The sequence below is a fragment of the Paraburkholderia phenoliruptrix genome (assembly GCF_019511605.1).
Taxonomy (GTDB): Bacteria; Pseudomonadota; Gammaproteobacteria; order Burkholderiales; family Burkholderiaceae; genus Paraburkholderia; species Paraburkholderia phenoliruptrix_A.
In genome coordinates, this window is the sequence record NZ_JAEUAV010000003.1 from 171,340 (window position 1) to 191,155 (window position 19,816).

18 protein-coding genes are annotated in these 19,816 nt (G+C 62.9%); 7 read left to right on the top strand and 11 right to left on the bottom strand.

The annotated features are described in order from the left end of the window. Window positions 1-7: 7 nt before the first annotated feature. On the bottom strand, window positions 8-493 hold the full coding sequence (locus JNB89_RS06955) for a YajQ family cyclic di-GMP-binding protein (protein WP_013340327.1): 486 nt from the start codon (window positions 491-493) through the stop codon (window positions 8-10). 169 nt (window positions 494-662) lie between these two features. Between JNB89_RS06955 and murB the strand changes: the two genes are divergently transcribed. Further along, window positions 663-1,709, top strand: coding sequence for a UDP-N-acetylmuramate dehydrogenase (gene murB / locus JNB89_RS06960; protein WP_220361746.1), 1,047 nt, complete (start codon window positions 663-665; stop codon window positions 1,707-1,709). Between the two features lie 173 nt (window positions 1,710-1,882). Here the strand turns inward: murB and JNB89_RS06965 are convergent, their stop codons facing one another. Both JNB89_RS06965 and argF read right to left on the bottom strand, forming a co-directional pair. Continuing rightward, the gene (locus JNB89_RS06965; protein ID WP_013340325.1) at window positions 1,883-3,109 is read right to left on the bottom strand and encodes an argininosuccinate synthase; all 1,227 of its coding nucleotides are present in this window, start codon (window positions 3,107-3,109) and stop codon (window positions 1,883-1,885) included. A 303-nt stretch (window positions 3,110-3,412) separates the two neighbouring features. Beyond that, complete coding sequence (gene argF / locus JNB89_RS06970; protein ID WP_220361747.1) at window positions 3,413-4,342, bottom strand: ornithine carbamoyltransferase; 930 nt, start codon at window positions 4,340-4,342, stop codon at window positions 3,413-3,415. 579 nt (window positions 4,343-4,921) lie between these two features. On the opposite strand from argF, the gene JNB89_RS06975 reads away from it, so the two are divergent. After that, on the top strand, window positions 4,922-5,269 hold the full coding sequence (locus JNB89_RS06975) for a DUF3579 domain-containing protein (protein WP_013340323.1): 348 nt from the start codon (window positions 4,922-4,924) through the stop codon (window positions 5,267-5,269). A gap of 299 nt (window positions 5,270-5,568) precedes the next feature. Here JNB89_RS06975 and rpsT read toward each other — a convergent pair whose 3' ends face one another. Next, on the bottom strand, window positions 5,569-5,847 hold the full coding sequence (gene rpsT / locus JNB89_RS06980) for a 30S ribosomal protein S20 (protein WP_013340322.1): 279 nt from the start codon (window positions 5,845-5,847) through the stop codon (window positions 5,569-5,571). A gap of 516 nt (window positions 5,848-6,363) precedes the next feature. Between rpsT and murJ the strand changes: the two genes are divergently transcribed. Beyond that, window positions 6,364-7,914 carry a murein biosynthesis integral membrane protein MurJ gene (murJ, locus tag JNB89_RS06985; protein WP_220361748.1) on the top strand — a complete coding sequence of 517 codons (1,551 nt, stop codon included), beginning with the start codon at window positions 6,364-6,366 and terminating at the stop codon, window positions 7,912-7,914. Window positions 7,915-7,919: 5 nt separating this feature from the next. Then, window positions 7,920-8,762 (top strand): SirB1 family protein, encoded by an 843-nt coding sequence (locus tag JNB89_RS06990; RefSeq protein ID WP_013340320.1) that lies wholly within the window; start codon window positions 7,920-7,922, stop codon window positions 8,760-8,762. A gap of 132 nt (window positions 8,763-8,894) precedes the next feature. Here the strand turns inward: JNB89_RS06990 and JNB89_RS06995 are convergent, their stop codons facing one another. The 5 genes from JNB89_RS06995 to lpxK form a co-directional block, all read right to left on the bottom strand. Next, window positions 8,895-9,653, bottom strand: coding sequence for a 3-hydroxyacyl-CoA dehydrogenase (locus JNB89_RS06995; protein ID WP_135892944.1), 759 nt, complete (start codon window positions 9,651-9,653; stop codon window positions 8,895-8,897). Window positions 9,654-9,913: 260 nt separating this feature from the next. Beyond that, window positions 9,914-10,579 (bottom strand): adenylate kinase, encoded by a 666-nt coding sequence (adk, locus tag JNB89_RS07000; RefSeq protein ID WP_013340318.1) that lies wholly within the window; start codon window positions 10,577-10,579, stop codon window positions 9,914-9,916. Window positions 10,580-10,786: 207 nt separating this feature from the next. Further along, window positions 10,787-11,587 (bottom strand): 3-deoxy-manno-octulosonate cytidylyltransferase, encoded by an 801-nt coding sequence (gene kdsB, locus JNB89_RS07005; RefSeq protein WP_220361749.1) that lies wholly within the window; start codon window positions 11,585-11,587, stop codon window positions 10,787-10,789. A gap of 374 nt (window positions 11,588-11,961) precedes the next feature. Continuing rightward, on the bottom strand, window positions 11,962-12,165 hold the full coding sequence (locus JNB89_RS07010; RefSeq protein ID WP_006050060.1) for a Trm112 family protein: 204 nt from the start codon (window positions 12,163-12,165) through the stop codon (window positions 11,962-11,964). Further along, entirely contained in the window at window positions 12,146-13,162 is a 1,017-nt protein-coding gene (lpxK, locus tag JNB89_RS07015; protein ID WP_013340316.1) for a tetraacyldisaccharide 4'-kinase, read from the bottom strand. Before lpxK ends, JNB89_RS07010 begins: the two co-directional genes overlap by 20 nt. A gap of 607 nt (window positions 13,163-13,769) precedes the next feature. On the opposite strand from lpxK, the gene xseA reads away from it, so the two are divergent. From xseA to JNB89_RS07030, 3 genes are all read left to right on the top strand, one after another. Then, on the top strand, window positions 13,770-15,149 hold the full coding sequence (xseA, locus tag JNB89_RS07020; protein WP_135892942.1) for an exodeoxyribonuclease VII large subunit: 1,380 nt from the start codon (window positions 13,770-13,772) through the stop codon (window positions 15,147-15,149). Window positions 15,150-15,388: 239 nt separating this feature from the next. Then, window positions 15,389-15,967 (top strand): superoxide dismutase [Fe], encoded by a 579-nt coding sequence (sodB, locus tag JNB89_RS07025; RefSeq protein ID WP_013340313.1) that lies wholly within the window; start codon window positions 15,389-15,391, stop codon window positions 15,965-15,967. A gap of 656 nt (window positions 15,968-16,623) precedes the next feature. Next, the gene (locus JNB89_RS07030; protein WP_135892941.1) at window positions 16,624-17,199 is read left to right on the top strand and encodes a glycine zipper family protein; all 576 of its coding nucleotides are present in this window, start codon (window positions 16,624-16,626) and stop codon (window positions 17,197-17,199) included. 171 nt (window positions 17,200-17,370) lie between these two features. Here JNB89_RS07030 and JNB89_RS07035 read toward each other — a convergent pair whose 3' ends face one another. Together JNB89_RS07035 and clpP are read right to left on the bottom strand one after the other, a co-directional pair. After that, window positions 17,371-18,999, bottom strand: coding sequence for an NYN domain-containing protein (locus JNB89_RS07035; protein WP_220361750.1), 1,629 nt, complete (start codon window positions 18,997-18,999; stop codon window positions 17,371-17,373). 108 nt (window positions 19,000-19,107) lie between these two features. Further along, window positions 19,108-19,767, bottom strand: a complete 660-nt coding sequence (gene clpP, locus JNB89_RS07040; RefSeq protein ID WP_220361751.1) for an ATP-dependent Clp endopeptidase proteolytic subunit ClpP — start codon at window positions 19,765-19,767, stop codon at window positions 19,108-19,110. Window positions 19,768-19,816: the final 49 nt, after the last annotated feature.

Genomic DNA, 19,816 nt, shown 5'->3' on the forward strand with positions numbered 1-19,816 from the left:
GCGAGGCTTAATCGCGGAAGTTGTTGAAGTCGAGCGGCGTATCGGTCACGTCCTTGCGCAGCAACGCGATCACGCTTTGCAGATCGTCGCGCTTTGCGCCCGTCACCCGCACTGCGTCGCCCTGAATGCTCGCCTGCACCTTGATCTTGCTGTCCTTCACGAGGCGCACGATCTTCTTCGACAGGTCGCCGGACACGCCCTTCTTGATCTTGATGACCTGCTTGACCTTGTCGCCGCCGATCTTCTCGATCTTGCCGTAGTCGAGAAAGCGCACGTCCACGTTGCGCTTCGCCATTTTCGACAGCAGCACGTCTTTCACCTGACCGAGCTTGAAGTCGTCGTCCGCGTAGGCGGTGATTTCGTTTTCCTTCTGTTCGACGCGCGCGTCCGACCCCTTGAAGTCGAAGCGGGTTGAGATCTCCTTGTTGGACTGCTCGATCGCGTTCTTGACTTCGATCATGTTCGCTTCGCAGACGACGTCAAACGATGGCATTGCATTCTCCCAATAGTGCTGCGGTGCGCGACGCGGCCGGCGGCTCGTCGCGAGGCACTCGCTATAATCACGGACCGACGTCATTTTACCGACGCCACCCTCATTTGCCCAAGGCCGCCGCGCGGGCTTGCCGCCCGCAGCCGTTGCGCCGTCGCCCAGTTTTCATCCGATGTCTCAATCCGATTCCGCCGGCTTTATTGCCGACTATCCGCTCAAGGCGCACAACACCTTTGGTTTCGACGTTCGCGCGCAGTGGGCGTGCCGCATCGAGCATGAAGCGCAGGTTCTCGCCGCAATACGCGATCCGCGCGTGGCCGGTCTGCCGCGGCTCGTGCTGGGCGGCGGCAGCAACGTCGTGCTGACGCGCGACTTCGCGGGACTCGTGCTGCTCGTCGCATTGCGCGGACGTCGCGTGGTGGGCGAGGACGCCGAAGCCGTGTATGTCGAGGCAGCCGCGGGCGAGCCGTGGCACGAGTTCGTTGCGTGGACGCTGTCCCAGGGTCTGCCCGGCCTCGAGAACCTTGCGTTGATTCCGGGCACCGTCGGCGCGGCGCCTATTCAGAATATCGGCGCGTACGGGCTCGAAATGTGCGAGCGCTTCGCCTGGCTGCGGGCGGTCGAGCTTACGTCCGGCGACAGCGTCGAACTGGACAGCCGGGCGTGCGCGTTCGGCTATCGCGACAGTTTCTTCAAGCGGGAAGGGCGTGATCGCTTCGTGATTACGTCGGTGACATTCCGTTTGCCGAAGGCCTGGCAGCCGCGTGCGGGCTACGCGGATCTCGCGCGGCAGCTTGCAGCGAACGGCTACGAGGCAGGCGGCAACGAACCCGACGCGCGTGCCATCTTCGACGCCGTGGTCGCAGTGCGGCGCTCAAAGCTGCCTGATCCCGTGGAACTGGGCAACGCAGGCAGCTTCTTCAAGAATCCCGTGGTCAGCGCCGATCAGTTCGACGCGCTGAAAAAGCGCGAGCCGGACGTGGTTTCGTACCCGCAACCGGACGGACGCGTGAAGCTCGCCGCCGGCTGGCTGATCGACCGGTGCGGCTGGAAGGGCCGTTCACTTGGCGCCGCGGCTGTCCACGAGCGCCAGGCGCTGGTACTGGTGAATCGCGGCGGCGCGAGCGGCGTGGAAGTGCTGGCGCTTGCACGTGCGATTCGCGACGACGTGTTCGAACGATTCGGCGTCGAACTCGAAGCGGAGCCGGTTTGCTTGTGAACCGATAAGCGATGGTGTGAAGCGAGCCGCTTGCCGTTGCAGGCGACGCGCATGGAAAAAGGCGCCGGAGCTTGCTCGCGGCGCCTTTTGTTTCGGCTGAGTGGATGGGCGCTTGACGCGTCGGCGCGGGCAGGCGGTCCGCATTCGCCGCCTAACCGCCTTCGCGCCTTCCCTTAACCGCGTTGGCGGCGCGCGTTTTCCGCGATGCGCATACGCAGCGCGTTCAGCTTGATGAAGCCGCCGGCGTCGGCCTGGTTGTATGCGCCGCCGTCGTCGTCGAACGTGGCGATGGTCTTGTCGAACAGCGTTTCCTTGGAATCGCGGGCGACCACCGACACGCTGCCCTTGTACAGCTTCACACGCACCCAGCCGTTGACCTTTTCCTGCGTGTGGTCGATCAGCACTTGCAGCGCGCGGCGCTCCGGGCTCCACCAGTAGCCGTTATAAATCAGCGACGCGTAGCGGGCCATCAGGTCGTCTTTGAGGTGCGCGACTTCGCGGTCGAGCGTGATCGACTCGATGCCGCGGTGTGCCTTCAGCATGATCGTGCCGCCCGGTGTTTCATAGCAGCCGCGCGACTTCATGCCGACGTAACGGTTTTCGACCAGGTCCAGCCGGCCGATGCCGTGCTTGCCGCCCAGACGGTTCAGCTCGGTCAGCATTTCCGCCGCCGACAGGCGTTTGCCGTTGATCGCAACCGGGTCGCCGTGCTCGTATTCGATGTCGACGTATTCGGCCTGATCGGGCGCCTGTTCCGGCGACACCGTCCAGCGCCACATGTCGGCTTCCGCTTCGGCCTTCGGGTCTTCCAGGTGACGACCTTCGAACGAGATATGCAGCAGGTTCGCGTCCATCGAATACGGGGCGCCGCCTTGCTTGTGCTTCATCTCGATCGGAATGCCGGCTTTTTCCGCATACGCGAGCAGCTTTTCACGCGACAGCAGGTCCCATTCGCGCCACGGGGCGATCACCTTGATGCCCGGCTCGAGCGCGTAGTAACCCAGCTCGAAACGAACCTGGTCGTTGCCCTTGCCGGTTGCGCCGTGCGATACCGCCTGCGCGCCAGTGGCGCGAGCAATCTCGATCTGGCGCTTGGCGATCAGCGGACGCGCGATCGACGTGCCGAGCAGGTACTCGCCTTCGTAAATGGTGTTGGCGCGGAACATCGGGAACACGAAGTCGCGCACGAATTCTTCGCGCAGGTCTTCGATAAAGATGTTTTCCGGCTTGATGCCCAGTTGCAGTGCCTTCTTGCGCGCCGGTTCCAGCTCTTCGCCCTGGCCGATGTCGGCCGTGAACGTGACGACTTCGGCGTCGTAGTTGTCCTGCAACCACTTCAGGATGACGGAGGTGTCGAGGCCGCCCGAATAGGCGAGCACGACTTTCTTGATATCGCTCATGGTGAACTCGTAGCTGGAGAAAGCGGGAAAACAGGGCGCGCCGGCGGGTCCGGCGCGCGGAAAACAACTATTTTGACACTAAATCGGCACGCGCCCGCGTTTTTGGGCCGTTATTGGGCCGTCTTTGGGCCGTCTTTGGGCCGTGTTTGGGCTATTGCGACGAAGTTTGCCGGGGCGCTGCCGCTTCCGCTGCCGCTGCCGCTGCCGCGAGCGCGGCGGCTAGCTGCGTGCCGCGGTGCGCCGGTGCGTTGCACCTGACCAACGCACCGGCTTGCTTCGCGCAGATGCTGCGCTGCGCGCGGCTCAGTGATTGAGCTTGCCGAGCAGCAGGTACTCCATCAACGCCTTTTGCACATGCAGACGATTTTCCGCTTCGTCCCACACGACGCTTTGCGGGCCGTCGATTACCTCAGCGCTAACCTCTTCGCCGCGATGGGCCGGCAGGCAGTGCATGAAGAGCGCATCCGCATGGGCGCGCGACATCATTTCCGCATCGACGCACCAGTCGGCGAAGGCTTTCTTGCGCGCCTCGTTTTCGGCTTCGAAGCCCATGCTGGTCCACACGTCGGTGGTCACGAGGTCGGCGCCTGCGCAGGCTTCGTTCGGGTCGTCGAATTCCTCGTAAAACGGCGCGCTTTCCGCTGCGACCAGAGCGCGGTCGAGCTTGTAGCCCGGCGGCGTGGACAGGCGCAGCTTGAAGCCAAGAATCTGTGCAGCTTCAATCCACGTGTAGAGCATGTTGTTGGCGTCGCCCACCCAGGCTACCGTTTTGCCGCGAATCGGACCGCGATGCTCGAAGTAGGTGAAGATGTCGGCCAGCACCTGGCACGGGTGATATTCGTTGGTCAGCCCGTTGATCACCGGCACGCGCGAATTTTCGGCGAAGCGCTGAACGATGTCCTGACCGAACGTGCGGATCATGATGATGTCGACCATGCGCGAGATGACCTGCGCCGCGTCTTCGATAGGTTCGCCGCGGCCCAGTTGCGTGTCGCGGGTGCTCATGAAAACCGCGTGGCCGCCCAACTGGAAGATGCCGGCTTCGAACGACAGGCGCGTGCGTGTCGAATTCTTCTCGAAGATCATGGCGAGCGTGCGGTCGTGCAGCGGGTGATATGTCTCGTAGTTCTTGAACTTGCGCTTCAGAATTCGCGCGCGCTCCAGCACGTACTCGTAGTCGTCTAGCGAGAAATCCTTGAACTGCAGATAGTGGCGAATTTTCTTGGCGGTCATGAAACAAATACGGCGGTCTCACCCGGCAGGATTGCCGGACGGCGCCGCCGTCGTTTTGTGGTAACTCAAGGCAGCATAAAGGATTTCGCCTCGTTTGACGAGTCGGCCAGAAGGCCGCGAAAGCCGCCTGAAAGTCGCCCGAGGCTGTCGGAAGAGTCTTGTGTGCAGTGCGGAAAAAGGCCCGCTGCGCTATAATCTGCGGGTTATTCCAAGGCCCAGCAGGCCGGTGCTCCGCTCGTGAGACATGGCGTGGGTCGCGCAGTCTGTTCAACGGCAGGTAGAGGCGGACTAGAAGGCCAGTTTCGCAGGCCAGCTTCGCAGGCCGGGTCCCAAGGCTAACTCGCGGGGCGCATGTCGGCGTGGGCACAGCGCGTGCATCACCAAGCGCGCGCGAGTGAGGAGCCGCGCACAACCGCGGTCAACCCGCGGGGCCAGCCGTTCTGTACGGTGCGCGGCCTGTGGCGGCGCGGCTCTGCCGTTCGCTTTAATCGCCGGGCACAGCGCGGGCACAACGTTTCGCATCCGTTTTATCGCTTGCTGTCGCCGTCATCCGCTGGGCAGTTACACAGGTATTTCTACATGGCCGAAGCAGCTCCAACCGAATACTTCATTCAGGGCATCACGTCGACGGGAAAAAGATTCCGGCCGAGCGACTGGTCGGAGCGTCTCGCAGGTGTGATGTCATCCTTCGGACCGGGTGCGAGGAAGGGCCCGAACGCCTATATGCAGTACTCGCTGTATGTCCGGCCAACCATGATCGGCGACCTCAAATGCGTGATTCTCGATTCGCGCCTGCGCGACATCGAACCCATGGCATTCGACTTCGTGATGAACTTCGCGAAAGACAATGACCTCGTGGTGACAGAGGCGTGCGAACTCGAACTCGAGCATGCGCCGCCGCCGCAAACCAAGCGGCACATCATCTGAGGCGAGCCGCGCTGGCTCGCCGAAAAGCAAAAAACCCGCGCCCGGCGGGTTTTTTTGCGCGCGCAGGGCGGCGACCTGCCGGTTTTTGCCTTGTGCGGCGAATACGCGGGAAGTTCGGCGCACATGCGCGGGAATCTCGCGGTAAGACTGCGGCAGAGCTGCGGCCCAGCTGCGGCAGATCCGCTGCACGTCCGCAGGTAATCCCCGCAGAATCCGCAGCAAACAAAAAAGCCCGCCAAAAGCGGGCTTTCATGCGCAGCGGAAACAGGAGGTAGCCCGCCGAAGCGGGCCGACCGGAATTACTGTGCTGCGGACGCCTGCAGACCCTTGATGGCTGCGGCGAGGCGGCTCTTATGGCGAGCTGCCTTGTTCTTGTGAATGATTTTCTTGTCGGCAATGATGTCGATGGTCTTCGACGATGCCTGGAAGATTTCGGCGGCCTTGGCCTTGTCGCCGGCGTCGATCGCCTTGCGCACTGCCTTGATAGCCGTGCGGAACTTCGAGCGCAGTGCCGAGTTGTGCGAGTTTGCCTTGGCGGCCTGGCGGGCGCGCTTGCGTGCTTGTGCGGAGTTAGCCATGACGGTTCCTTATCCTGTTCCTGTTTCCAGTACCTGACCTTCAAGTGGTGAGGCGCTGCTTTTAGATCCGAACTCTTGGAAGCGATTGCCCAAGAGCGCAAAAGTGTCGAAAAACGATCGAACTACGCGAAGGCGGGCCGGTGTGCGCGGCGCCATGTTCCGGCGTATCCGAAGGACGTGGCGGGTAACTTACTGCAACCTCGTTCCTGCCAACCTTGACCGCCTCCGGAAGCCGTCCGAGAACTGAGCGAGCTTCGAAACCGGCGATTATAGCAACAAAATCAGGGACGTGGCAACGGAAATGCGCTGCCCGGCGCTCCCGCCCGCGGCGGAGCCGGCGCCCGCGGTGTGACCGGCTTGGGCGTCATGCATTCCCTAAACCTTCCCGGCCGCGTGGGCGCGCGCACTAAAAGCAGCGAAAATCGCCGATCGCGCCGAACGTCTGCACAGTAAACCGGTCCGAATCGCTTCCTGGCTCGTCGTCCGCATTCGCGGCACCCTTATAATAAGCGCCCCATGAATCTATTCCGAGCCCTGCTGACGGTCAGCGGCTTCACGCTGTTGTCACGCGTGACCGGACTGGCCCGCGAAACGCTGATCGCCCGCGCGTTCGGCGCCAGTCAATACACTGACGCGTTCTACGTCGCCTTTCGCATTCCCAACCTGCTGCGCCGCATTTCCGCCGAAGGCGCGTTTTCGCAGGCCTTCGTGCCCATTCTCGCCGAGTTCAAGAACCAGCAGGGGCACGACGCCACCAAGGCGCTGGTCGACGCCACTTCGACGGTGCTCGCCTGGGCGCTTGCGGCGCTTTCGATCGTCGGCGTGCTGGGCGCGTCGGGCGTGGTGTTCGTGGTGGCGTCGGGCCTCGCCCACGAGGGTCAGGCGTACGCGCTCGCCGTCGCCATGACGCGCATCATGTTCCCGTACATCATCTTCATTTCGCTGACGTCGCTCGCGTCCGGCGTGCTGAACACGTACAAGAACTTCTCGCTGCCTGCGTTCGCGCCGGTGCTGCTGAACGTGGCGTTCATCGTCGCCGCCGTGTTCGTCGCGCCGCACATGCACACGCCGGTCTATGCGCTTGCGTGGGCGGTGATCGCCGGCGGGCTGTTGCAATTCCTCGTGCAGTTGCCCGGATTGAAGAAGATCGACATGGTGCCGCGCATCGGCTTCAATCCGCTGCGCGCGCTCGCGCATCGGGGCGTGAAGCGCGTTTTGTGGAAGATGGTGCCGGCCATGTTCGCTGTCTCCGTCGCGCAGATCAGCCTCATCATCAATACGAATATCGCGTCGCGCATTGGTCCAGGCGCCGTGTCGTGGATCAATTACGCTGACCGGCTAATGGAGTTCCCAACCGCGCTGCTCGGCGTGGCGCTCGGCACGATCCTGTTGCCGAGTCTTTCGAAGGCACACGTCGACGCCGATCCGCACGAATATTCGTCGCTGCTCGACTGGGGCTTGCGCGTCACGTTTCTTCTGGCGGGCCCGAGCGCCGTGGCGCTGTTTTTCTTCGCGCAGCCGCTGACGGCCACGCTGTTCCACTACGGCAAGTTCGACGGCCATGCCGTGGTGATGGTGGGCCGCGCGCTTGCGGCCTACGGCATCGGCCTGATCGGCATCATTCTCGTCAAGATTCTCGCGCCCGGCTTCTACGCGAAGCAGGACATCAAGACACCCGTGAAGATCGGCATTGGCGTGCTGGTTCTCACGCAGTTGAGCAACTATGTGTTCGTGCCGATCTTCGCGCACGCAGGGCTCACGCTGAGCATCGGGCTCGGCGCTTGCGGCAACGCGTTGTTGCTGTTCCTCGGGCTGCGCAAGCGCGGCATCTACACGCCGTCGCGCGGCTGGCTCAAGTTCTTCGTGCAATTGCTGGGCGCGTGTCTCGTACTGGCGGGCACGATGCGCTGGCTGTCGCAGAGCTTCGACTGGATCGGCATGCATGAGCGGCCGCTCGACCGCATCGCGCTGCTGGCTGCCTGCCTCGTGCTGTTCGCAGCGCTATATTTCGGTATGCTTTGGCTGATGGGCTTCAAGTACGCGTATTTCAAAAGGCGAGTGAAGTGACTACGATGACGCGGGTTCTCGACTATTTCAGCACGCTCGTCGCCGAAGACGACAGTTTGCCGTTGACCGAGGCGGCACTCTCGCTTGCGCAGGACGCTTACCCGGACCTCGATCTGCAAGGCACGCTGGCCGAGATCGACGAACTGGTCTTGCGCCTGCAGCGCCGCATGCCGGACGACGCAGACATTCGCCAGAAGGTCGGCATTCTGAACCGGTTCTTCTTCCGCGAATTGGGTTTCGCGAGCAATCTGAACGACTATTACGATCCCGACAACAGCCACCTGAATGCGGTGCTCAAGCGCCGCCGCGGCATTCCGATTTCGCTCGCAGTGCTGTATCTGGAAATGGCGGAGCAGGTCGGCATTCCGGCGCGCGGCGTGTCGTTTCCGGGCCATTTCCTGCTGCGCGTCACTACACCCGACGGCGACGTCATGCTCGACCCCACCAGCGGACATTCGCTGTCGGAGTCCGAAATGGTCGACATGCTCGAGCCCTACGTGGCGTCGGCCGGCGAGTCGGTGAGCAGGGCGCTGCGCATGCTGCTGCAGCCGGCTACGCGGCGCGAGATCATTGCGCGAATGTTGCGCAACCTGAAGTCGACGTATTTGCAGACCGAGCGCTGGCAGCGCCTGCTGGCCGTGCAGCAGCGCCTCGTGATTCTGCTGCCTGAAAGTATCGAAGAGATTCGCGACCGTGGCTTCGCCTACGCGCGCCTCGACTACTTGCGTCCGGCGCTGGAAGACCTCGAGCGTTACCTCGGTGAATGCCCGGACGCGGAAGACGCGACCGTCGTCGAATCGCAGTTGCAGGAGTTGCGTCAGCGCACGCAGCATAACGACCGCGACTAGCAAGCAGCATTGGCGGCTGCGCAACGCCTCCTCACAACAGAACGCCTGCACATGATCCGTGTGCAGGCGTTTTTCATGCGTGCGGCGGGCATCGCGCTGCGCACCGGCAAACTACGCGCGGTGCCCCGAGGATTACTTCGGCTGCATGCGGATCGCGCCGTCGAGACGGATCACCTCGCCATTGAGCATCGGGTTGTCGAAAATCTGCTTGGCGAGCATCGCATATTCGGCCGGTTTGCCAAGGCGCGGCGGGAACGGCACCATCGCGCCGAGCGCGTCCTGCACCTCTTGCGGCATGCCGAGCAGCATCGGCGTTTCGAAGATGCCCGGCGCAATCGTCATTACGCGGATCGCGTTGCGCGAGAGGTCGCGGGCGATGGGCAGCGTCATGCCGACCACGCCGCCTTTGGAGGCCGCGTAGGCCGCCTGACCGATCTGGCCATCATAGGCCGCCACGGACGCCGTGTTGATGATCACGCCGCGCTCGCCGTTGGCGTTGGGCTCGTTCTTCGACATGGCAGCGGCCGCGAGGCGAATCATGTTGAAAGTGCCGATCAGATTGATCGAGATGGTGCGCGCAAACGAGTCGAGCGGATGCGGGCCGTCCTTGCCGACTGTCTTCGCGGCGGGCGCAACGCCCGCGCAATTCACGAGGCCGCGCAGCGTGCCGAGCTTCGTGGCCGCTTCGACGGCGCGTGTCGCGTCGTCTTCGCGGCTCACGTCGCACTTCACGAACACGCCGCCGAGTTCTTTGGCAAGCGCCTCGCCCGCGTCCTGGTTCAGATCGGCGAGCACCACCTTGCCGCCGTTCTCCGCGAGAAGACGCGCGGTGGCGGCTCCGAGGCCCGAGGCGCCGCCAGTGATCAGGAATGCGTTGTCACGAATCTCCATCTCTGCTCCTTTCGTTGATACGGTAAGTAACGTCCAGATCGAATAGCCTGTCGATGCACGATGATCCCACATCGTCATCGCGCGAGAGAAAATTAAAACGACCGTGCCGAACGCCATAAAAAAACCCGCCGGGTGAGGGCGGGTTTCTTTGGCACTGCGTTTGGCACTGCGTTTGCCACTGCATTTGGCACTGCATTTGCCACTGTCGTCGGCACTGCATTAGCGCAGCCAAGACTGCGGGCGTTGCGTTGCTTGGTGGACTACTTCAGCGCCTCGAACACGCGGTCGCGAATTTCCTCGACGGTGCCGAGGCCCGAGATGCGGCGGTATTGCGGCGCCTTCAGCGAAGTGGTGGTGTCGCCGTTCTGAGCCCAGCCGTTGTAGTACTCGACGAGAGGCTTGGTTTGCGCCTCATACACTTGCAAGCGCTTCTTGACCGTTTCTTCCTTGTCGTCTTCGCGCTGGATCAGCGGCTCGCCCGTCACGTCGTCCAGGCCCTCGACCTTCGGCGGGTTGAACTTCACGTGGTAGGTGCGGCCCGACGCGGCGTGCGAGCGGCGGCCGCTCATACGCACGATGATCTCGTCGAACGGCACGTCGATCTCCAGCACGTAGTCGATTGCCACGCCGGCCTGCTTCATTGCCTCGGCTTGCGGAATGGTGCGCGGAAAGCCGTCGAACAGATAGCCGTTTGCGCAGTCCGGCTGTTGCAGACGCTCTTTTACGAGGTTGATGATCAGCTCGTCTGTGACGAGCTCGCCCGCGTCCATGAAACGCTTGGCTTCGAGGCCGAGCGGCGTGCCTGCCTTGACGGCGGCGCGCAGCATGTCGCCGGTGGAGATTTGCGGAATCCCGAACTTTTCCTTGATGAAGTTTGCCTGAGTGCCCTTACCCGCGCCCGGTGCACCCAAAAGAATCAAACGCATGTGTATCTCCAGATCTATGTGAATTCTTGGTGGCACGGCAGCCATCCGACGAGGGGCGAGGGACCCGCGTTGAGTGCCACTCGCGTTTCGCGCTGCACGTCGAGAACGGCGCTGCAGAAACACGTGAGGCACGACCGGGCAAACCCTGGCTCTCGCTAATAACAGGAGGCGCGCGCAAGCGTCCGATTATGCCATGGGTTTTTGCGCTCAAGACCCGAATAAAGCCCGCACACGTGCGAGATCCGCGGGGGTGTCCACGCCCGGAAGCGGCATGTCTCGTGTGACGAGAACCGCGATACGCTCGCCATGCCACATTGCGCGCAATTGCTCGAGTGCCTCGACCTGCTCGATTGGAGAAATGGCGAGATCGGGATAGCTGCGCAGGAACCTGGCCCGATACGCATACAAGCCGATATGCCGATAAACCACGGCGGGCGCGGGCGGCACCGGCATGGACGCGACGTCGGGCCAGTGCGGCTGGTAGGCGTCGCGTGCCCACGGAATCGGTGCGCGCGAGAAGTACAGCGCGACCCCGTGCGCATCCAGCACGACTTTCACTACGTTCGGGTTGAAGATTTCCGCGGCATCCGCGATGGGATGCGCGGCGGTGGCGATTGCGCAATGGCTGGCCGCCGCGAGGTGCGACGCAACGCCGCGCACCAGCGACGGGTCGATCAGCGGCTCATCGCCTTGCACATTGACCACGATCGTTTCGTCGCTCCAGCCGAATTGCGACGCGACTTCCGCGAGACGGTCCGTGCCCGACGGATGATCGGCGCGTGTCAATACCGCTTCGAAGCCATGCTCGCGGGCGGCATCGAGCACCGACTGCGCGTCCGAGGCGATCAACACCTGTTGTGCGCCGGACTCGCGCGCGCGCTCGGCGACCCGCACCACCATCGGCTTGCCGCCGATGTCGGCGAGCGGCTTGTTGGGCAGACGCGTCGACGCGAGGCGCGCCGGCACGACGGCAATGAATGGAGGCGTGGCGGTGGTGGTGTGGTTCATCGCGCAGATGAGTGGAGAAGTGAAGTGAGAATAGGTCAGGCTGTGCGTGAGAGGATGGCAATGACGCGGGAGCCGGCAATGGAATCAGCAACGGTGACAATGGTCAGGGCCGCCGAGGGTCGACAAGTTGGCCAGGGAGCGACGAGCCGCTGGCTAACCACTGGCTAACCACTGGCCCGCTGGTCGCAGGGGAGACCGCCGGTAGTACATCGGCAGCAGAGCGGTAATACACCGGCAGTGTCCCAACAGGCAAGAGGCTCTGCCGCGCGGCGCCGCTCGATAAGGCCGATCTACGCCGTTGGCTTCGCCGCCCTTTTAGCCGAGGGTGGAGGGCCGCCAACGTGAGCCAGTCGCGCGCGCTCGCCGGCTCCGCTTCAGGCCACCGAGCCCGGATTGAGATCGACAGGCGTGCCTTCGACCGTCTGCCGCGCCTCGTCGACCAGCATGACGGGAATACCGTCGCGGATCGGGTACGCGAGCTTGTCGGCGTTGCAGATCAGCTCCTGCGCGGAACGGTCGTAGCTGAGCGGGCCCTTGCAGATCGGGCAGACGAGGATTTCAAGCAGGCGAGCGTCCACGGACTTTCTCCACAACTAATGCAATGAGGCGATGATCGAGCGCGGCTTCGACGGGAACAACCCAGATGCGCGCGTCGCGCCAGGACCCTAATTTTACCGCATCCTTTTCCGTGATCAGGATCGCGTCGGCGTCGGCATCCGTAAAAGGATTGCGCTCGAACGCGTAGTGATCGGGCAGCGCGCGCGTTTGCGGCGCGAGGCCGGCGGCGCGCAGCGTGGCGAAAAAGCGCTCCGGCGCGCCTATACCGGCGGCGGCCAGCACGCGCTCGCCGCTGAACTGCGCGAGCGGCCGGCGCAACGCGGGATTCTCCAGATGCCACGCGTCCGCCGGCGCCAGTTGCAAGGCAAACGTGTTGGGCCACGCGGGCAGCGTTCTGGCGTATGGGTCGTTGATCAGCGTGGCGTCGCGGCGGCGCGAGAGCGGCTCGCGCAACGGACCGGCCGGCAGCAGAAAACCGTTGCCGCCCAGCCGATGATCGAACACGACCAGCTCCGCATCGCGCGCGAGCCGGTAATGCTGCAGGCCGTCGTCGCTGACGATCACGTCGACGTCCTCATGCGCCGCGCACAGCGCTTCGGCAGCCGCCACGCGGTCCGGGCACACCCACACCGGCGCGCCGGTGCGACGCGAGATGAGCAAAGGTTCGTCGCCGCCGACGTTGGCCGCCGACGCGGGCGTGACCGGCGTCGGCGTCTTCACGCGCGCGCCATAGCCGCGCGATACGACGCCGGGGTTGAAGCCCGCGCCGCGCAACGCTTCGACGAGCGCAATCACGGTCGGCGTCTTGCCTGTGCCGCCGACGGTCACATTGCCCACCACCACGACAGGCACGCCCACGCGCACCGACTTCAACCAGCCGAGCGAGAAGGCGGCGCGGCGGGCGGCGGCGATGGCGCCGAACACACAGGCGAGCGGCGTGAGCGACCAGGCAAGCGGCCCGCGCTGTTGCCACTCGCGCGCCATACGCGTTTCCAGACGATCGAAAATTGAGCTCATCGGCAAGCCGGGAGAGCGGGCGGCGCACTGGTCGCGGGTCGTCGCGAGGGCAGCGGCGTGAAAGCGCCAGGGGCAATACGCGGGACAGGCATCAGCGCGATTCTCCGGACGGTCGAATAATGAGGCACAAGGTAAGGGGAAAGGGGCGGCGGGGCCGCGGGTCGGCAGTGAGTTTCCGCCATTCTCCTGCTGCCAACGTTGCCGCGGGCGTTTCGCGCTGCGCGGCATGCGGCTTTCCCTTACTGTCGAACCCGCCACTCTAGCGCGCACGCGTCCCTCGCCGCAAGTCGCCGACCGGGCGTCCTATGCACCCCCGTTGCCGCGCGACCCTTCGGCTGCCTGTGGATAACTTTGTGGAGAACCGGCCCGCCGTAAGGCTGCGAGGGCCGTTGCAAGCCAATCGCATCGGTGGCGGGTTTCCATGATCACGGTTAAATCGCATATAAATCAAAGGGATGCCTATGTTTTACGTAGTCGCGCCAGACCTGTGGCGGAATCTGTCTTGCCAGTCCCGCCATGTGGACACTTTTAACAATCTGCGCGTGGCGCTGGACGCCAATGGCCGCTCGGTCTATCGTCTGTCCGGCCAGTCACAACCCGTATTCGCATGAATTCCGACAGTCCCTTTACCTCGTCGACGCTGCCGGGCGGCGAAGTCGTCGTTCCCGTTTCCGCTCTCAATCGCGCGATCGGCAGCATGCTCGAACGCTCGTTTCCGCTCGTGTGGGTAGCGGGCGAAGTCTCAAACTTCACGCGCGCCGCGAGCGGCCACTGGTATTTCTCGATCAAGGACGCGCAGGCGCAAATGCGCTGCGTGATGTTCCGCGGCCGTGCGCAGTACGCCGAGTTCATGCCGAAAGAAGGCGACCGGATCGAAGTGCGGGCGCTCGTCACGATGTACGAGCCGCGTGGCGAGTTGCAACTGAATGTGGAAGCCGTGCGGCGGACCGGCCAGGGTCGTCTGTACGAAGCGTTTTTGCGGCTGAAGGCGCAGCTCGAAGCCGAGGGGCTATTCGCCGCGGAGCGCAAGCGCGCGTTGCCGTCGCATCCGCGCGCGATTGGTATCGTGACGTCGTTACAGGCCGCGGCGCTGCGCGACGTGCTCACGACGCTGTCACGCCGCGCGCCGCATATTCCGGTGATCGTCTATCCCGCACCGGTGCAGGGGGCGGGGGCAAGCGTGAAGCTCGCCGCGATGGTCGAGGCGGCCAGTGCGCGGCGCGAGGTCGACGTGTTGATCGTATGCCGAGGCGGCGGTTCGATTGAGGACCTGTGGGCCTTCAACGAAGAAGTGCTTGCGCGCGCCATTGCGGAAAGCGCCATTCCGGTCGTGAGCGGCGTCGGTCACGAAACCGATTTCACGATCGCCGACTTCGCCGCCGACGTGCGCGCGCCTACGCCCACCGGCGCCGCGGAACTGGTGAGTCCGCAGCGCGTGCTGTTGTTGCGCGAACTCGACCAACGGCACGCCACGCTCGCGCGCGGCTTCGGCCGGATGATGGAACGGCGCGCCCAGCAGCTCGACTGGCTTGCGCGCCGGCTAGTGTCGCCCGCCGAGCGTCTTGCGCGGCAACGCATGCATCTGCAGCAACTGAGCGCGCGGCTCACGTCGGCGGGCGCGCGGCCGGTACGCGATGCCCTAGCACGCTTTTCGCTGCTGCACATGCGCTGGCAGCGCTGGCGCCCTGACCTTGACGCGCATCGGGCGCGACTCGACGGTCTTGCGCAACGGCTGGATGCCGCGTTGCTGCGCCAGCATGAACGTCAGGTCGCCCGCATTGCCACGCTGTCGGCGCGTCTCGAAGTGCTCAGTCCGCAGCGCACCCTCGAGCGCGGCTATGCCGCGGTGCTCGATGCGCAGACGGGGCGCGCGGTGCGTGCGCCTGCGTCGCTGAAACCGGGACGTCGCCTGACCGTGCATCTTGCCGAGGGCGCCGCCGACGTTGCTTTGTCCGACGTTCAACCGCGTCTTGCCGATGGTTTCTGACAGCGCGTGAGCAGCGTGCGAATGAGATTGCGCACAAGCGCGCGTGCGTACTTTTGACTGCGCGACGCCGCTTGTGCCGGTTCTCGGCGAGCAGTAATTACGCGCTTTTTCGGGCCATTCGCCGCTGCCGGACATAAAGTCCGTTGGTTTGCGGGGTTATTCCAAGTCGCCTACAATCGAGTGCTCTGAAGCGTTATCCGCAGACTCCCCACAACAGATACAGACTGAAGGAAAGCACCATGGAACATACGCTCCCGCCGCTGCCGTTCGCGAAAAACGCACTCGCTCCGCACATGTCGGAAGAGACGCTCGAGTTTCACTACGGCAAGCATCACCAGACCTATGTGACCAACCTGAACAATCTGATCAAGGGCACGGAGTTCGAGAACCTGTCGCTCGAAGAAATCGTGAAGAAGTCGTCGGGCGGCGTGTTCAATAACGCAGCTCAGGTGTGGAACCACACGTTCTTCTGGAACAGCCTGTCGCCGCAAGGTGGCGGCGCACCGACCGGCGCGCTGGCGGATGCGATCAACGCCAAGTGGGGCTCGTTCGACAAGTTCAAGGAAGAGTTTGCGAAGACCGCCATCGGCACGTTCGGCTCGGGTTGGGCATGGCTCGTGAAGAAGGCAGACGGTTCGCTCGACCTGGTGTCCACGAGCAACGCGGCCACGCCGCTCACCACGGACGCCAAGGCGCTGCTGACCATCGACGTGTGGGAACACGCGTACTACATCGACTATCGCAATGCACGTCCGAAGTTTGTCGAGGCGTACTGGAACATCGTCAACTGGGAATTCGCAGCGAAGAACTTCGCTTGATTGCTGGTGCCACAGATACGGGAGCGGAACGACGCGCTGTAATGTAGTTTCGAAACCGTAGTGGAAATGAAAGCCCTCCTTTGTGAGGGCTTTTTGTTTTTTGCTCTGTTGTGGATTTTGGTTTTAGTTTGCGTTTTTGTTTTAGTTCTCGGTTTGGTTTGTTCCAGTGCTGGCGGGCGTTCGCTTTCGAAGAGCCACAAAACTAACATCGCTTACGGGCTTGCGAATTGTGCATCGGCAGATAAACGCAGGGAGCCCGCATGCGTGGGTGTTGTCCTCACCATCATTTGTTCGCGGCTCGGTAAAAGAGAGCTAGACGAAGGACCGATCGATTGTGAATGAGCCGTGCCTGACGTCGAACATACAACCGTTAGCGTCTCCTCCTGTTTTGCATGAAGGCGTAGCATTTCGGGTCCCTCATTCCGGGTCCCTCTATTGAGAGACTTTCGCGTGACTGCAGATGGCGCCAACCCTGGTTCGCACGCCCGCATCAATTTTTGTCACCGTTCGTAACTGCGCCAGCCGGCGCGCCGCGCGGCTCAGGCTAGCGGCGTGGATCTGCGGATTGATGCAAAACATACAGTAACGATCCGGTAAACATGTGTGGCGCGGATTGGCATAACGTATGTTCCTCATCTCCTGCCATTCGCACCATCATGATTTCGAGTTCAAAAACGGTACGTATCGGGCTGCCTCTCGGTGCCGTCGCGCTTGCGCTGCTCGGCGGCTGTGCTGTGGTGCCGCCCAGCGGTCCGTCGGTGGTGGCCATGCCGCGCAGCGGCGAGCCGCTTAGCCAGTTTCAGCAAGACGATTACGCTTGCCGCGATTATGCGTTCCGTTCTTCCGATCCGGCCGGTGCTTCGCAAAGTGCAACTACGAATAGTGTTAATAGTGCAGCGGTGGGCACGTTGGGCGGCGCGGCGGTCGGCGCGCTCATCGGAGCGGCGGCCGGCAATGCGGGTGCCGGTGCAGCCATCGGCGCGGGCAGCGGTCTGCTGATTGGCGGCGCAGCCGGGGCGAACGGCGCCCAGTATTCGGCAAACAGCCTGCAGGCGCGATACGATGCGGCCTACGCGCAGTGCATGACTTCGAAGGGCAACACGATCTCTCAGCCTCAAGTGCCGGTTTATGTGCCGCAGCCGGTTTATACGCCACCGCCCGTATATGTTGCACCGCCGCCGCGCTACTACGGGCCGCCCCCAGTCATATACGCGCCTTATCCGTACTACTGATCGCCTGTTGCTTCAACAGGCGATCGCTCATGCCGCCGCATCTCGCGATCGCTCGGCTCGCTCCTGCCGGGCGCACGTTGCGCGCCTGGCGCAGACTGCGGAGACCTCAGGCGACTTCCAGAGGCTCGCGCAGAGGCGGACCGACAAATTGCCGTGATGACGATGAACGAGCTATTTCGCTTCGTTAGCTCCTGCTGTCTTGCGCGAGCGACGAGCCTTTGACGAGTCCGTCTTGCGCGCGGCCTTCTTGCGTGGCGCGGGCGTGGCCTCCGTCATCGTCGAAGTCTGGGTTGCGGGCGACGCCGCTTCTGCACTATCACCCGATACTGCGGGTGCCGGCTTTCGAGACTTCTTCGCGGCTGTCTTCCGCGGTTCAGGTTGCTTGCGGCGCTTTGCGTCCGTTGCGGCCATTGCGTTCGTTGCGTCAGTGCGCTGGGCGTCAGTGCTTTCGGGGGCGCCCGTATCGTCGGAAGCCTGGCTCGACCTTGCCTCAGAGCGTTGCGGAGCGTCGGAGAATCTATCCTCGCTTTGGGGCGCGGGCATAGGCATCTCTCGGGTAAGGGGGCTGGTCAGCTCCGCTGCACTGTGTTCGCCGCTGGGCCGCCCGGCGGTTCTGGCGTGGGACGCGGTCTCTGGTGCACTGCTCTGCGCGACTTCCTGCGCGACTTCCTGCGCAACCTCGTCCGCAAACCTATGTGCAGCTTCGTGCTCCGCTTTGGGCGCTACCTGAAGCGCTGTTCCATGTGCGGCGCTGCGGGCGGCTTGCTGGCTAGCGCCCCTCTTTCGATCGCCACGTCCGCGACGACGAGAATCCTGTTTGCCGGCTGTATCCGTGCCTACCGTTCCAACGGTTGCGGATTCGTCGAGCTGTTCCGCTTCCTCGACAATATCGAGAGCCGCGCCCGTCCGTGCCCCTGTCTGCTCGGCCCCCGGTTCGCCTGCACTATCTCCAATCACGCTCGATGCAGCGCTTCGGTACACATAGGCCCCTGACTTCTCGTCGCGGCCGAATTCGAGCAGTCCGCGTGCGTGCGCCTCTTCGAGAAGATTACCGAACGCGCGAAAGCCATAATACGTTTCGTTGAAATCAGGCTTGCGCCGCTTGATCGCATTCTTCAGCACCGAGGCCCAGATCTTTCCGCTGTCTCCGCGTTCGGACGCGAGCGCGTCGAATGTCTGTACCGCGATTTCTATGGCCTTGGTGCGACGCTTTTCGAGATCTTCCTTCTGGCGGCTTTTCTCTTCATCTGGCGATGGCTTGGCTGTGGGCTGCACGTTCTTCTGCTGGCGCGACGACTCCCTTTTTGCGACGGCGCGCTGACTCTCGCGCACCAGATCGTCGTAAAAGAAGAACTCGTCGCAGTTCGCGATCAGCAGGTCTGACGTGGACTGCTGAACGCCGACGCCAATCACCTGCTTCGCGTTCTCGCGCAATTTCGACACCAGCGGCGAAAAGTCGGAATCGCCGCTAATGATCACGAACGTATTGACGTGCGACTTCGTGTAGCAGAGGTCGAGCGCGTCCACGACCAGCCGGATGTCCGCCGAATTCTTGCCGGATTGACGTACATGTGGAATCTCGATCAATTCGAAATTGGCCTCGTGCATAGCACCCTTGAAACTCTTATAGCGGTCCCAGTCGCAGTAGGCTTTCTTGACGACAATGCTGCCCTTGAGCAACAGACGTTCGAGCACCAGCTTGATATCGAACTTGTCGTACTTCGCGTCGCGCACGCCCAGCGCGACGTTTTCGAAGTCGCAGAATAGCGCCATGCTGACGGTTTCGTTGGATGACGCCATGTCAATCTCCATTGAAGCGCTCGTCGGAATCGACGAATCGCGACAATGATAGCGATTCCAGCCAACGGGATCAGCTTTTGCCCCGCCAGCGCAGCAAACCCTGCCGGGTTACACGTCATGGCGCCCGCCTGACGCGACAGGATGCGAGCCTAATGCCGCGCGCGTTTCCAATACCTCGTCTACAAGGCCATACGCTTTTGCTGCGAATGCGGACATGAAATTGTCTCGGTCAGTGTCGCGCGCGATTTCCTCGACACTGCGCCCGGTCCGTTCGGCCATCATTGTGTTGAGGCGTTCGCGCAGGTAGAGCACTTCCTTAGCCTGAATGTCGATGTCCGCCGCCGTCCCCTGGCCGCCGCCCGAAGGCTGATGAATCATGATGCGAGCATTGGGCAACGCATACCGCTTGCCCGGCTGGCCCGCACATAGCAGAAACGTGCCCATGCTCGCTGCAAAACCGGTGCATAAAGTGGAGACCTCCGGCTTGATGAACTGCATGGTGTCGTAAATGGCGAGTCCGTCGTACACCGAACCGCCCGGCGAATTGATGTAAAAGGAAATGTCCTTGTCCGGATTCTCGGACTCCAGAAACAGTAATTGCGCCACAATGAGACTGGCCGATTGCTCGTTGACCGGCCCGACGAGGAATACGATGCGCTCGCGCAGCAAGCGTGAATAAATGTCGTACGCGCGCTCGCCGCGGCCGGACTGCTCGATTACTGTGGGCACGAGGCCGAGGCCTGTAACCGGTGGATAGCTGAATTGCATGTCTACCTCGTTGAAGTGGGCTGCTGTCCGTATGACGCTTCGGCGTGAG